This is a genomic window from Mycobacterium sp. (assembly GCF_965230835.1).
GTDB lineage: Bacteria > Actinomycetota > Actinomycetes > Mycobacteriales > Mycobacteriaceae > Mycobacterium.
This window is the reverse complement of record NZ_CBDDLW010000002.1, coordinates 2,550,224-2,564,160: the sequence shown is the minus strand read 5'-3', so window position 1 is coordinate 2,564,160 and position 13,937 is coordinate 2,550,224. Positions and strand designations below refer to the sequence as shown.

The following is a 13,937-nucleotide window of genomic DNA, read 5'->3' as shown; positions in this document are numbered from 1 at the left end:
GCAAAGCGCGATTAGGACATCGCGGCTTACGCGCGTCGCCGATTCAACCCGCCAGCAGCTGCGCGGATACGAATAGGTTTGCCGGCACGGTCCCGCCACCATATTCGGGAGTGCAGCGGTCGTAGCGAGCCAGCAACTCGGCGAACGTTGCCGCCGAAACCTCCCAGCCGCGTTGCCGAAGCCAGTCAGCGACGTCTGTGCGTTCCTCGGCATACCAAAGGTCCCCAACGTCTAGGACTTCGGCGTTAACCAGCCGGGCAGCCTCGGCCCGCACGCGCTGCATCTCCTCTCGTTCTCGGCGTACCAGCTCGGGATCTGGGATACCACCGGGAGGTACGTTTGAAGCCAGCCAACTGCCCTTGGCACTGAGCCCATGCATGCGCTCAAACAACAGATCTTGGGCCGAAGCTGGCAGGTATCGAACCAGCCCTTCGGCTGACCAAGCACACGGCCGCGTTGCATCAAATCCCGCTTGTCGCAGCGCCGTTGGCCAGTCCTGCCGCAGATCGATCGGGACACTGACCAGCTGCGCTGTCGGGTCCGCGCCGTGCTGACGCAGCGTGGCGGCTTTGAATTCCAGCACCTTAGGCTGGTCTAGCTCGTACACAACCGTGCCGTCGGGCCAGGGCAGCCGCCATGCCCGCGAGTCCAGCCCGGCCGCAAGAATCACTACCTGGCGCACTCCAGACGCGGCGGCGTTGAGGAAAAACTCATCAAAGAAGGCTGTCCGGGTGGCCATGAAATCGATCATCAGCTGTATTCGCGCCCGCACCTCGGGCTCGATGTCCACATCGCCGGTCAGCAGTGAAGGATCAGCGAACAAGCTCCATAAGCCGTCACCCGCCGCATCCAGGAACACACGCGCGAACCGATCGGTGATCAGCGGGGCGTTGCTTTCCGTTTCCGCGGCGCGGGCTGCTGCCACACCGAGTGCGGTGGCGCCCACGCTCTGCGTGATGCCCCAGGAGTCGTTGTCGGTACGTGGCATAACCATCACCCCCGCTGAAAAATCACTTATACAAACTATATATCTAGCCGCCCGGGGTGCGCCGCTGGCCAAGCAACGCTTACGGACTTTCCCAGACGGTCGCCAGGTTGCCCATGCCCGCGTAGTAGGTTCAGGCGGGTGGACGAAGCGGGCCCAACAGTGGACCTCGAAGCGGTAGCGGAATGGATGTCCAAACAGGGGCTCGGCGCGGGTCCGCTAACCGGCGTCGCCGAGGTCACCGGCGGAACGCAGAACATCATGATGCGGTTCAACACATCCGGTAGCTCCTATGTGCTGCGTCGCGGACCTCGGTACCTTCGTCCGCGCAGCAACGCGGTGATACTGCGCGAAACCCGGGTACTCGCGGCGCTGGCGAATACCGACGTGCCGCATCCGCGGCTGATCGCCACGTGTGATGACACCCGCGTGCTCGGCGATGCCGTCTTCTACCTGATGGAGCCCATCGACGGATTCAACGCCGGCGAAGGCCTGCCCGCGCTGCATGCCAACGACTCCGACGTGCGATTCCAGATGGGCATATCGATGGCAGGGGCGCTAGCAGAACTCGGCGCCGTGGATCACCGCGCCGTTGGTCTCGGCGATTTCGGCAAGCCAGCAGGTTTCCTGGAACGTCAGGTGCCACGCTGGCTTGCAGAACTGGAGTCCTACCGGGAGTACGAGAACTATCCCGGTCCGCAGATCCCCGGAGTCGAGCCGGTGGCGCGTTGGCTAGACCACCATCGACCGACCACGTGGACACCGGGCATCATGCATGGCGACTACCACCTCGCTAACGTCATGTTCTCGTGCACTGGACCAGACGTTGTCGCCATCGTCGACTGGGAAATGTGCACGATCGGCGACCCGCTGCTGGATCTGGGCTGGCTACTGGCCACCTGGCGCCAGTCCGACGGATCGAGCGTCTTCAGCCACACGCTAAGCGGGCTAGACGGTCTCGCCAGCACCGATGACCTAGTGCAGCGATACGCCCAAAACACCACTCGCGACCTATCTCACATCACCTGGTACACCGTGCTGGCTTGCTTCAAGCTCGGCATCGTGATCGAAGGCACGCTGGCCAGGGCCTGCGCCGGCAAGGCCGAGAAGGGAGTCGGTGATCAACTCCACACGGCCACATTGCACTTGTTCGATCGAGCACTAGAGCTGATCGAGACGCGGTCATGACCGGCCTCTGCGTCAAATGCCGCACGCCCGCGCAACACTAGGCCGGGCTTATGCCAGACGTGGACTTGTGACCGCGAGGCGGAAAACATCGCCAACAACGCAAGCGCAGCAACGGGGACCCGCCCCTGATCGGGGCGCACGCGTGTGCCCGCACAGCGGAGACGCGAAGCGGCGGGCGTTTGCAGATTCCCGCCCAGCGGCTGCGTCGACCACGAGGGACACCTCGTCCTCGTGAGTCACGTCGGCCGGCTCATAGCGGATCGACCCACCCTGGCCGCCCGGGTTAGCGGTAATCTCGTCAACCGCGGCGGCCAATTTGTCGGCGTGGCGGCCCACGATCATCACCCGCGCCCCGGCGGCTACCAGCGTGGCTGCGACGCCCTTGCCGATGCCGCTGCCACCACCAGTCACCAGGACTGTGCGATCGGTCAAACTCAGATGCACCTCGGCAATCCCTTCTCCTCAGTCACGCGTCGTCGTAGCGGGGGTCGGTGCAGAAATGGAGCGAATCTCGTTGTCTTCGTCGTCATGGCGTGATTCAGCCAAACCGGTACGCGAAGTGGGCGGCGGCTCTCAACACCCCCCAACAGCCTGTCGACCCAGCGAGAATCGTGATCAATAGTGGTTCGCCGCCGGGCATTGGCCGGTGTAGTTCACCTGCCAGTGCTTGATCCCATTGAGCCAGCCTGAGCGCAGACGATCTGGTTTCCCGAGCGACCGGAGGTCAGGCATATGGTCGGCGATGGCATTGAAGATCAAGTCAATTGTCATGCGCGCCAGGTTCGCCCCGACGCAGTAGTGTGCCCCGGTTCCGCCGAAACCGAGGTGTGGGTTGGGGTTTCGCATGATGTTGAACGTGTAGGGGTCGCCGAAGACGTCGTCGTCGAAGTTGGCCGAGCGATAGAACATCGCCACCCGCTGCCCCTTTTTGATCTGCACCCCGGAGAGCTCGACATCCTCCAGTGCGGTGCGCTGGAATGAGGTGACCGGTGTTGCCCAGCGCACGATCTCATCAGCGGCAGTTTCGGGGCGTTGCCTCTTGAACAACTCCCATTGGTCGGGAAAGTCCATGAACGCCATCATGCCCTGGGTGATCGAGTTGCGACTGGTCTCGTTACCAGCAACAGCGAAGTTGATTACGGTGAACCCAAACTCGTCATCGGAGAGCTTCTCACCCTCGATGTCGGCCTCGATCAACTTCGTCACGATGTCGGGACCAGGGTCCTTAGCCTTGATCTCGGCCATCTTCATGGCATAGAGCAGCAGCTCCGCCGACGAGGCCTTGGGGTCGATATGCGCGAACTCCGGATCTTCCGTACCGGTCATCTCATTGGACCAACGGAACAGTTGCATCCGGTCTCCCTGGGGAACACCGAGCAGCTCAGCGATCGCCTGCAACGGCAACTCGCACGACACCTGCTTAACGAAGTCCCCCGACCCTTTCTCCGCAGCGGCTTTCGCGATCTGCTGAGCCCGCCGATCAAGTTCCTCCCGCAACCGCTCTATCGCCCGTGGGGTGAACCCGCGCGAGATGATGTTGCGCAACCGGGTGTGGTCTGGGTCGTCCTTGTTCAGCATGACGTGACGCTGCACTTCGATGTCCTCGCGGGCGATCTCGTCATGGAACCGGGGGATAACCCCGTTTTGCCAGCTGGAGAAGACGTCGCTACGTCGCGATATCTCCTTGACATCCTTGTGCTTGGTCACCGCCCAGAAGCCGCCGTCGTTCCAGCCACCCGTTCCGACCGGCTGATCGCACCACCAGATCGGTGCGCGTTTGCGTAGCTCGGCTAATTCGTCGACAGGTATGCGCTCCGCGTAGATGTCGGGGTCGGTCGGATCAAAGCCTTCGGGCAGGTTCGGGCAACCCATACCGGAGCTCCTTTCGCTAACGAGGTGGTGTAGTACCACTTGAATGCGGTGTTCTCACGCCCAGAGTCTTTAAGCCCGTTGACGTCTTGGGCATTTGTCGTCGCGCATTGAGGTCATCGCGTGGTGTCGTCACCGGTGTGGGGTGATCGCGAGCAGTTGCCTGCACAGAATGGCCGCGAATTTGCAGCTGACGAGAACGGCGAAAGATCCGAAAGTCCACAGTCAGACGTTGCCGACCGACGAGTTGGCTGTCTGCAGATAGACCTGCGCACAGGCCATGGCGAGGAACACGATCGGCGACAAAGAACCTTGCGGCGGTGATCGTTTCGTCGAGCACTGTCTTGCCTCCCTAGCCCCAGGCGGGCTTCACGCGATTGGAGTCATGCAATAGGAGATCGATCTGTCAGCCTTAGCCAACCCGCTACCGACAATACACCTGATCGCAAGTGGATGATCTACGGGTTGAGGTTACCATGGTGGGTCCCGTAACCACATCGAGCAATGAACCCGGTGAGTGATGCGAACCCATGGATGGTCAGGGTCGCCACCGACCTCGGACGATGAGGCAGTCGAGCGGATACTCGCCGCGGCCAAGCGGGTGATTGACCGCTGTGGGCGTGACTTCAGCGTCGCCGAAGTGGCCCGTAATCTCGGAGTGACTCGCCAAACCGTCTACCGGTACTTCCCGACCACCGAGGCGTTGCTGACTGCCACAGCGATTGGCGCGGCAGGGCCCTTTCTTGACGATCTGCGCAACCACGTGAGCGGCCTGCATGATCCGGGTGAGGCAGTGATCGAGGGAATCGCCTACGCGCTAGAGCGCCTACCCGCTGATCCGTATTTGAGTTTGGTGATTTCGCCGGGCCCGTCGGCGGCGGCGCCGGCCACGGTGACCTCCGAGCTGGCGCTGTCTTTTGGCCGGTTGCTCCTCGAGCGGTTTGACATCGATTGGCCCAATGTCGGTGTCGATGATGCCGGTTTGGGCGGATTGGTCGAGCATATGTTGCGGATTATTCAATCGTTCATCGTCGACCCGGGTCGGCCACCGCGCCTGGGTGAGGATCTGCGGACCTACCTCCGGAAATGGGTGGCACCCGCGATCCCGGGTACTGGGATTGCAGATGCGAATGCCGGGCCCGCAAACAAGGCAACTCGCCAACAACAATGTGAGCGCGGTGACGATTCAACAAAGGACTATGAGATCGGCAGGGACGGAACCCGTTGGCCGCACCGAGAACGGCGCATGCGACTTCACGACGAGCGCGACGAGCGCAGACGCGACAGCTCAAACCCGCGCTGACGGCACGTCGATGTCTGATGTTCAGGATTTCGGCGCAACCGGACCCCTTGCGCTGATACGGTCTCGTGTGCGTTGAAGGAGCCCTACCTGATCGGTCCAGCCCAACCGCGCGTGCAGCAATAGTCAAGCCCAGCCGGGTGTGATCAACATTCCCTATCACTCCGAATACGACGCGCATCGGCGTCGCATTACGCTGCAGCGGTGACGCTTCGAATCGATAACACAAACAAAGTACGCACACTCACCCTGGACCGGCCCGCATCGCTCAATGCCTTTAACGAGGCCCTCTTCGACGCTATCGCTGAGGCGTTGCTGGGCGCGGCAGAGGATCCAGACGTCGCCGTGGTCTTGCTCACCGGCGCCGGCCGGGCTTTCAGCGCGGGCGCCGATCTGGCCGAGATGCAAGTCCGCATCACCGACCCGCACTTTACATCAGGCAAGCACGGCTTTCCGGGTCTTATCGACGCACTGAGCCGGTTTCCCAAACCGCTTGTCTGTGCCGTCAACGGCGTTGGCGTTGGTTTCGGCACAACCATCCTCGGTTATGCCGACCTCGTGTTCATGGCGTCGACAGCGCGGCTGAAGTGCCCTTTCACCAGCTTGGGGGTCGCGCCCGAAGCTGCCTCATCCTATCTGCTGCCCCAGTTGGTCGGCAGGCAGAACGCCGCATGGATGTTGATGTCGTCGGAATGGGTCAGCGCCGCAGAGGCCCTGCAGATGGGGTTGGTATGGAAAGTGTGTGAGCCGGCCGATCTGCTCATCGATGCCAGGCGGCACGCTGAACTCCTTGCTTCCCGGCCGATTTTGAGTCTGATGGCGGTCAAAAACAGCATCGTCGAACCGACCCGCCCGGACATCGCGGCCGCGAGCGCAAGGGAGATCGCATATTTCGAAGAGCTGGTGGGTACTGCCGCGAATGCGCAGGCATTGGACGAATTCAGCAATCGCCGACGTTGACATTCCGTTGTAGACCTGATTCCTGTTGCTTCCACGTTTGGGATACCGGTTCACTGGCGGGCGCGGGTACCGCGCCGCGCCGACGGGAACACACGTTCACACCGCGCCGACGGTGCGCGACACCCAAAAAGGGCAATGCTCAAGACTCCGCAGAATTGTTCGGCAGGCCTTAGCAGGGGAAAGCAGAACCAATTTCGACGCTCTGTGGGACGCCGAATTGCATGTGGGCCTTGGCGATAGAGATCGTCATCAACGGCTTTTTGGGAAGCCCGAGCGTGCGCAGCTCTTTGGCCAGCGGGTGGGTAGTACCGATCTTGGGTGCCTGCCCGCCAAGGGAGAACATGACCCCTGCGCCTCTGCTGGTACCGGTGGTCTTCCAGGCTCGGCCATTTCGGACGGCCAGGCTCGTGATTGCCTGGTCCTTTTGGACCCGCGTTCCTCCGGTCTTGGTGGTGATCGAGTAGACGAGCTGGTCCTCATCGATGAGGGTCCCGGTGGCCGTACGCGTGCCGAACTCGATGTCGACCTGGGTGATCCACTTCGGGAATCCCCAGATGTAGCGCCCGGCATGGGTAGTGAACTCTTGGTCAACGGGCATGCGGTAGCTGAAACATTTGAGCGCCCCGTTGAACAGGCCACCAATCGCCCCGACAAAAGGCAGTGGCCTCTTCTCCCCCGGCGTCGTCACGAAGAAGTTGATCGCACCCTCGTTGTAGTCTCCCAGGTCGTTGTCCCTGTAGTCGACGCACACGAGCATCACGATGGCTTTGCCGGGTAGGAATTTCACCACCCGGTAGCCGGACTGCGCAATCATCTCCTGGGCGGCAGCTGCATCAACAAGGAAGGTACTTGCAAGCAGGGATGCGTCGCGTACGACGACTGGAAGAGCGATCTCGCGCCCGTCGATCAGGTACCGACCATACCCGACTTTTGAGCAGACCTCGTCAGTCTGCTTTTCAACACCGCCCACGTTTGTGGGAGATTCGCTGAAGGCAACCCCTGTTTCCTGCATGACTTGAACCCCTTCCTAGATAATTCGTCGCGCGCCCGTGCTGGTTGGCGAGCCAGAACACAGCTAACTCGGGCGTCCACTCGGCGTCTAGTGTATGGTCACCAATTATGCTAAGTGCCGAGACCATCAGAGCCAACGTAAATCGCTACCTCGATCTGGTAGCTAGGGGTAACGCCGACGAGTTGACCGCGTTGTACGCCGAGAACGCCACTGTCGAGGACCCGGTGGGTACCGACGTGCGTCGCGATCAAGCCGCGATCCGGGAGTTCTATGCTGCGATCGAAAATCTCGGCCGTGGAACCGAATTGCTGTCGCTGAAAGTGGCTGGCAATGAAGCGGCATTTTTGTGGCGGTTCACTATGACCGCGGGCGACACCCGCAGCCAGATCGAGGCAATCGACACCATGGCGTTTAACGACTACGGAAAGATCACTTCGATGCGTGCGTTTTGGTCGGTTGACGACATGAAGTTGATCGACGGGTAACCACCAAGCCGAAGGCACGCGCCCGCATCACCAACGAAGCTGGGCAAACCAGCGGCTCAGCGCCCAATGTTGCTTGGTCAGCTTGTGAGACTGGCATTCTTCTACCTTGGATGCCAGTAGCGCCGTCAGCCGCTGATATCCGCCCGTGGCGTGGCCATGGAAGCGGGCCGCGAGGAACTCCGCGCGGCGGGCGTGGAGCTGCCCGGCGTCGAAATCGTAGCCGGCGTTTCTCGCCAACGAATGAAAGAATGCTACTTCGGTGCGAGTGTTACCCTCAGGGAGACAATGCACGGAATCGGTTGTGCCCCAGTAGGTGCCAATTCGCTGAACCACGTCGCGCGGCGCCAGGTCCGTGAGCGCGTCTTTAGCCTGGAGTCGGTGGAACACACATTCAGCGTCGTTGCAGACCTGCGGGCCCGATCGGTAGCGCTAAGCCATCATCGGTGCTGAGGGGTCGTTGAGCAAGAAGTTGACGACGTCGGGGCGGCCGTCTGCGAACCCGCACATGGCGTCATTGCTCATGGATAACAGCTATTATGTATGTGCTATGGTTGCCGCCGATTCCAAGGGTGAGGCCGCCGCTCTGCTCTCGGATGACCAGCGGCCGGAGTGGTTTCGTTCATTTCTGGCAGATCGGGCCACCCGTAAGCCATCAGCGCGCACCTTGCAGGCATACCGCCGACTTCGACGCAATCGCGGGCCGTACGGACGACGATCATCGGACGCTCCGGCGCACATGAACCACCAGCATGGCTATCACGTACTGGGCCAGGAAGAGGCCAACTGGTGTTGATGTCAGATCCTTCGGAATCGGTTCTACCCCAGCAGATCCCTTCTGACTGCGACCGTCACCATGACCACCAACGCCCTACCAGCAACGCGCCGGTTCCTCGGCCGATCCCGATCGTGGTCATCATGCCGCCGCACACGACTCGACTGCACGTCCTCACCCACAGTGACGCGGCGATCCCCATACCGAGTGCCGTTCAACACACGCTCACAATCGTCCTAGTTCAACGGTGCTCTGTGTACGGCGGCGAACTTAGCCGAATACCTCCGATCTGGTTTGGGTTGCGGTCCGCGTTGTGCGCGATCGTTGGGGCGATGACGAGTTCGTCCACGCCGGCAAGCACGACATGATGCAGCGTCAACCTCGATATGCGGGATCCTAATCGTTTAGTAGGGATTGGTTACCGGTCCGGGTGTTGGTGACCGGGGCCTGTTTCTTGCGGGATCTGCCGTCAGGTGACGTCTGGTGTTCCCGTCGTTCGACGACTTGAGAAAGAGCGGCGCGTCTGGCGGCAGGTCTTGTCGGGTTGGTGGTGAGATTCCGTTGCCCGAGCCCGTCGCAGGGGTGACTTCCTGATGGTTGTTCTCGAGCCTTGAGCTCTTCGACAGAACGAAGTCCTGCGATGTGCTGGAGTCACGGACGGCTAGTGAGATGACGGACCTTGGAGTCCCGCGATTAGGGCGCCGCGTGAGTCCACCGGTAACGGCGCAACCATCCACCGACGAAAAAGTGAGGACGTCTTGGGCTTGTTTTGTGGAATCGACTGGGCTACTGAGCATCACGATGTTGCTGTGGTTGATGACGACGGGAGGGTGGTAGCCCGTGCACGGCTGGGCAATGATGCGGCCGGGTTCGCGCAGCTGTTGACGTTGCTGGCTGAGGCCGGTGACAGTGCCGCTGATCCGATACCAGTGGGGATGGAAACTGATCGTGGCCTGTGGGTGGCGGCGCTGCGAGAAACTGGCCGGGTGATTTATCCGATCAACCCGTTGGCGGCTTCGCGGTATCGGGCACGGTATGCGGTGTCGGGGGCCAAATCCGATGGTGCCGACGCGGTGCTGCTGGCCAATATTGTGCGCACCGACCCCGGCGCGCACCGCCCATTGCCCGCCGACACCGAGTTGGCCCAGGCGATCCGGGTGCTGGCCCGCGCTCAGCAAGACGCGGTATGGGCACGTCAACACATCGGCAACCAGATTCGCGATGTGCTCAAAGATTTCTACCCGGCGGCCATCACCGCGTTCGCCGACCTGCCCGAGGGCGGGCTGGCTCGTCGAGATGCGCGCACCATCTTGGCTGCTGCACCAACCCCCACCCAGGCGACCAAGCTGACCCCGGCCCGACTGCGCCGACTGCTGGCCAAGGCCGGCCGCCGCCGCCATCTCGACCGTGACATCGAACGGTTGCGGGAGGTGTTCACCGACACCTACCTGCACCAACCACCGGTCGTGGAGAACGCGATGGGTATCCAATTGGCAGGGCTGCTGGGTCAGTTCGAGGCTGCCTGCACCACTGCTGCTGATCTCGCCGAGGCGGCAACCGCCCATTTTGAGCAGCACCCGGACTCCACGATCATCACCAGCTTCCCCGGACTGGGGAACCTGGCCGGTGCCCGGGTACTCGCCGAGATCGGTGATGACCGCGCCCGCTTCACCGACGCCCGCGGACTGAAAGCATTCGCCGGAGCCGCGCCGATCACCCGCGCCAGCGGCAAGAAAACCCTCGTGTTGCACCGCCATATCAAGAACCGGCGCCTGGCCGCCGTGGGTCCCATCTGGGCTTTGGCATCGCTGCGCGCCTCGCCGGGCGCCCGTCGCCACTACGACACCCGCCGCGCCGCAGGAGACTGGAACCACCAAGCCCAACGACATCTGTTCAACAAATTCCTCGGCCAACTCCACCACTGCCTGCAAACCGGCCAGCACTACACCGAACATCTAGCCTTTCCACCTCCTCCCTCGCTCGTGGCTTGACTTTTAACTTCGTGAGATGTCTTTCTCCGCGAGAACTTATGGTGTCCCGTGTGAACGAGTGGGGGTTCGCAGGCGAAATCAAGTCCTGTTGGGATAACGAAATTGACAATGACCCGTCACTGGGGCTTGGACGAGTGATCATCGAGAAACAGGCGGAAGGTGAGCGGAAACGCGCAGACATCACATTGTGCGACACTTCCAACAAGCCGTTGCTGGTTCTTGAGCTCCGCTTGCCGGACCACCCCGATGCCGCCCCTTCAGCGATTTCCAACATCACGAATGCGATGGGCAAAGCGGCCGCGCTGGGTGCCCGCTGGTCAGCGACATCTGACGGTGACCAATTCCGTCTGCTAGACCAAGCTCGACACGACCGCCCTCTCCTCGATCGAGGCTGTGCCCGTGCCTCCCCTGGCCACCGCGGCAACGCGCGAAAGCCTTGAAGTTGCAGCCCAATTCGCTCTCATTCGATCTGCATGGGTTGAACTGATCCGGACGATAGCCCCAGTACTCACCGGACAACATGCCATCCGACAGGTTCCTCCTGATGAGTTCTTCGTCGAGGCCCTCAAAGGGTCGTTGGCACGTCCTCTTGCCGCAGTGCGTGATGCGATCGCCGAGCGCCAAGCTACCGATACGTCGTTTCGTGAAGAACTAATTCGATGGATGATGGACGAGCAAAACTGGGTTCACGACGCGACGAAAATACTTGACGAAGTCAACCGAGTCTCGCACGTATCGACGTACGTTTTTGCGACTAGGCTACTTTTCTACGGCGCACTTCGCCGAGCCGAAAACTCACTACCACCGCTCGATCTTCCGACCGGAGGCAATCCCGCTGCAACTCAGGCTGCAGTCGCGTCACTGTTCGAACAGGCACAGACGATAACCGGTGATTACCAGACCGTGTTTGTTTTCGACGCTGTCTGCAAATGGGCGCTAATCTCCGAAGAATCCTGCAAGGGGTCGCTTCGGGCGTTGCGGATCAAGGATCGCGGCGCGCCGACGGTCCAACTCGGCCGCGACCGCCGCTCGTCGGCGCCGTCGAGCGTCCTCGTCGGCAGCTTTGATCGCCTGTCCTAACGGCAGACACACGACCACTCCCACGCTGGAGGCATGCTGGAAGTCGTGCACCAGCTTGGCTAATTCCGACTCCGGCTCTGCCGCGTCGAGTCCGTACGCGGCTAGCAGTTCCTGAGCGCGGGCCAGCACGCGCGCAAGGGCATCCTCTTGGCGGCGCATCGCGTCAGCCTCGGCGTCAACCTGGCGTTGCGCATTGGGCCGGGTACGGTGGTGGCCCGATGTCGACCTGCTGGCAGACCCGCCGACTGTCACGATCACAGACACGCTGATCGACCACGGCCGCATACCCGGCAAACCGCTGCACCGGCAGGACACACGCAAGGGCGGCGCCCCACCGCACACGATCGCGCTGCCGCGGTTCGGAATCGAAGCACTAACGGGGTTGGTGGGCCAGTCGGGAATGGAAGGTCCAGTGTTCGCCAACCGTGACGGCAGCTGGATAAGTCTGGCGACGATGCGGCGGGCACTGCGGGCGGCGCTGCCCGAGGAACTTTCGTGGGTGACGCCACACTCGTTCCGGCGAACCGTCGCTTCCATCGTCCGCGACGCGCTTGGCCCGGAGAAGACGCAGCAGCAGCTCTCTCATGCCAGGCTGGCGACGACCGAAGCCCACTATCTGCACCCGCAGACTGTCGGCCCGGACGTCCGCGCAGTGCTGGACAGGTACGCAGGTCAACGATAGTGCCGGGCTGAAAGTACGGGAAAGTGCGGGGTGCTGCAAAACGGCCTCTCATCCGTTTCCGCTGGTATAAAGCGCGCCCGAAGGGATTCGAACCCCTAACCTTCTGATCCGTAGTCAGATGCTCTATCCGTTGAGCTACGGGCGCTGGTGTTCAGTTGTGTTCCGTGGCGGAGGCGAGAGGATTTGAACCTCCGGTCCCCGGTAAGGGGGACAACTCATTAGCAGTGAGTCCCATTCGGCCGCTCTGGCACGCCTCCATGGACTTCCCGAGGGTACCCGACCCCACTTCGGCATCCCGGAACCGCCGGAGGCATAGCGTACACAGCCGCAACATATGCTGTCGAAATGACCGCCCGCCTGCGGCCCCAGCTGGCCGGGCTCCCCGTCTACATACCTGGCAAAACAGTGCCAGGAGCCATCAAGCTTGCCAGCAATGAGACGGTATTCGGCCCGCTACCCAGTGTTCGTGCCGCCATCGAACACGCCACCAACACAGTCAACCGATATCCCGATAACGGCTGTGTCCAGCTGAAAACAGTGCTGGCCCGGCACGTCAGTTCAGTCAGCTCAGCCGAATTCACTGCCGAGCATGTCGCGGTCGGCTGCGGTTCGGTCAGCCTGTGTCAGCAGCTCATCCAGATCACCGCATCGGTACGCGACGAAGTGATCTTCGGCTGGCGCAGCTTCGAACTCTATCGGCCCCTGGTCGAGATCGCCGGCGCAACTGCCATCCAAGTGCCGCTGACCAACCACGCGTTTGACCTGGACGCAATGGCCGCCGCGATCACCGACCGCACCCGGCTGATCTTCGTGTGCAACCCCAACAATCCCACGTCCACCGTCGTGCCGCCGGAGACACTGGCTCGATTCGTTTCGGCGGTTCCGCCGCATATCCTGATCGCCATCGACGAGGCCTACGTCGAGTACATCCGCGACGGCATGCTGCCGAACAGCCTCGAACTGGTCCGCGCTCGCGGCAACGTCGTTGTACTTCGCACCTTTTCGAAGGCTTACGGCCTCGCTGGCCTGCGTGTCGGCTATGCCGTCGGTCCTCCCGAGATAATCACCGCCCTCGACAAGGTCTATGTGCCGTTCACCGTGTCGAGCATCGCGCAAGCTGCCGCCGTCGCTTCATTGCATGCCGCCGACGAACTGCTGGCCCGCACCGATGCCGTGGTCGCCGAGCGCACTCGGGTTAGTGCGGAGCTGCGCGCTGCCGGGTTCGCTGTGCCGACGTCGCAAGCCAACTTCGTCTGGCTACCCCTTGCCGCCGGCACCCCAAGATTCGTGGAGCAAGCCGCCGATGCACGCATCGTTGTCCGCCCCTACGGCAGCGACGGTGTCCGGGTCACCGTCGGCGCGCCAGAAGAGAACGACGCCCTGTTGCGGTTCGCTCGTGACTGGATCAGCCGCACCGAACTGGACGCCTGAGGCCGCACCTCAACAGCGACAAACGGCACCCGAGGCGACCGCGCTCTCGCTAACCGGCGCCTGCCTCGGCTTGTCAACGCCGGTCACCGTATTGAGGGCTACCTTCGGCAAACCGAGCGAATCTTCGGCGCGGCCAACTTTGTCGAGCGTGGGCGAACATGGCGGATGCATGAGGTCTGGGG

11 protein-coding genes, 2 tRNA genes and 3 pseudogenes are annotated in these 13,937 nt (G+C 61.9%); 8 read left to right on the top strand and 8 right to left on the bottom strand.

What is annotated here, in order from left to right; translation table 11 throughout:
* Window positions 1–43 precede the first annotated feature (43 nt).
* Window positions 44–988 (bottom strand): class I SAM-dependent methyltransferase, encoded by a 945-nt coding sequence (locus ACO07W_RS12140; RefSeq protein ID WP_421843476.1) that lies wholly within the window; start codon window positions 986–988, stop codon window positions 44–46.
* A 186-nt stretch (window positions 989–1,174) separates the two neighbouring features.
* On the opposite strand from ACO07W_RS12140, the gene ACO07W_RS12135 reads away from it, so the two are divergent.
* A complete protein-coding gene (locus ACO07W_RS12135; RefSeq protein ID WP_421845953.1) occupies window positions 1,175–2,173 on the top strand; it encodes a phosphotransferase family protein in 999 nt (332 codons plus the stop codon).
* A gap of 198 nt (window positions 2,174–2,371) precedes the next feature.
* On the opposite strand, the pseudogene ACO07W_RS12130 reads toward ACO07W_RS12135, so the two are convergent.
* Window positions 2,372–2,617, bottom strand: a pseudogene (locus ACO07W_RS12130) (SDR family NAD(P)-dependent oxidoreductase); the annotation flags it as partial.
* A gap of 171 nt (window positions 2,618–2,788) precedes the next feature.
* The gene (locus tag ACO07W_RS12125; RefSeq protein WP_421843474.1) at window positions 2,789–4,045 is read right to left on the bottom strand and encodes a cytochrome P450; all 1,257 of its coding nucleotides are present in this window, start codon (window positions 4,043–4,045) and stop codon (window positions 2,789–2,791) included.
* Between the two features lie 517 nt (window positions 4,046–4,562).
* Here ACO07W_RS12125 and ACO07W_RS12120 point away from each other — a divergent pair.
* Window positions 4,563–5,153 (top strand): annotated as a pseudogene (locus ACO07W_RS12120) (TetR/AcrR family transcriptional regulator); the annotation flags it as partial.
* Window positions 5,154–5,546: 393 nt separating this feature from the next.
* Window positions 5,547–6,302 carry an enoyl-CoA hydratase/isomerase family protein gene (locus ACO07W_RS12115; protein ID WP_421843472.1) on the top strand — a complete coding sequence of 252 codons (756 nt, stop codon included), beginning with the start codon at window positions 5,547–5,549 and terminating at the stop codon, window positions 6,300–6,302.
* 169 nt (window positions 6,303–6,471) lie between these two features.
* Here the strand turns inward: ACO07W_RS12115 and ACO07W_RS12110 are convergent, their stop codons facing one another.
* Window positions 6,472–7,314, bottom strand: coding sequence for an acetoacetate decarboxylase family protein (locus tag ACO07W_RS12110; RefSeq protein ID WP_421843470.1), 843 nt, complete (start codon window positions 7,312–7,314; stop codon window positions 6,472–6,474).
* A 107-nt stretch (window positions 7,315–7,421) separates the two neighbouring features.
* Here ACO07W_RS12110 and ACO07W_RS12105 point away from each other — a divergent pair, with 107 nt between their 5' ends.
* Window positions 7,422–7,799, top strand: coding sequence for a nuclear transport factor 2 family protein (locus tag ACO07W_RS12105; RefSeq protein ID WP_421843468.1), 378 nt, complete (start codon window positions 7,422–7,424; stop codon window positions 7,797–7,799).
* A 27-nt stretch (window positions 7,800–7,826) separates the two neighbouring features.
* Here the strand turns inward: ACO07W_RS12105 and ACO07W_RS12100 are convergent, their stop codons facing one another.
* Window positions 7,827–8,036, bottom strand: a complete 210-nt coding sequence (locus ACO07W_RS12100; protein ID WP_421843467.1) for a hypothetical protein — start codon at window positions 8,034–8,036, stop codon at window positions 7,827–7,829.
* A gap of 310 nt (window positions 8,037–8,346) precedes the next feature.
* On the opposite strand from ACO07W_RS12100, the gene ACO07W_RS12095 reads away from it, so the two are divergent.
* Entirely contained in the window at window positions 8,347–8,592 is a 246-nt protein-coding gene (locus ACO07W_RS12095; RefSeq protein ID WP_421843466.1) for a hypothetical protein, read from the top strand.
* A 743-nt stretch (window positions 8,593–9,335) separates the two neighbouring features.
* Window positions 9,336–10,562 carry an IS110 family transposase gene (locus ACO07W_RS12090; RefSeq protein WP_421845748.1) on the top strand — a complete coding sequence of 409 codons (1,227 nt, stop codon included), beginning with the start codon at window positions 9,336–9,338 and terminating at the stop codon, window positions 10,560–10,562.
* A gap of 936 nt (window positions 10,563–11,498) precedes the next feature.
* Here ACO07W_RS12090 and ACO07W_RS12085 read toward each other — a convergent pair.
* Window positions 11,499–11,801 (bottom strand): hypothetical protein, encoded by a 303-nt coding sequence (locus ACO07W_RS12085; protein ID WP_421843464.1) that lies wholly within the window; start codon window positions 11,799–11,801, stop codon window positions 11,499–11,501.
* Window positions 11,802–11,853: 52 nt separating this feature from the next.
* On the opposite strand from ACO07W_RS12085, the pseudogene ACO07W_RS12080 reads away from it, so the two are divergent.
* A pseudogene (locus tag ACO07W_RS12080) lies at window positions 11,854–12,324 on the top strand (tyrosine-type recombinase/integrase); the annotation flags it as partial.
* Between the two features lie 72 nt (window positions 12,325–12,396).
* On the opposite strand, the gene ACO07W_RS12075 reads toward ACO07W_RS12080, so the two are convergent.
* Both ACO07W_RS12075 and ACO07W_RS12070 read right to left on the bottom strand, forming a co-directional pair.
* Window positions 12,397–12,469 (bottom strand) — tRNA-Arg (locus ACO07W_RS12075).
* A 20-nt stretch (window positions 12,470–12,489) separates the two neighbouring features.
* Window positions 12,490–12,581: transfer RNA gene (locus tag ACO07W_RS12070), tRNA-Ser, on the bottom strand.
* 88 nt (window positions 12,582–12,669) lie between these two features.
* Here ACO07W_RS12070 and ACO07W_RS12065 point away from each other — a divergent pair.
* Window positions 12,670–13,755 (top strand): pyridoxal phosphate-dependent aminotransferase, encoded by a 1,086-nt coding sequence (locus ACO07W_RS12065; protein ID WP_421843462.1) that lies wholly within the window; start codon window positions 12,670–12,672, stop codon window positions 13,753–13,755.
* Window positions 13,756–13,937: the final 182 nt, after the last annotated feature.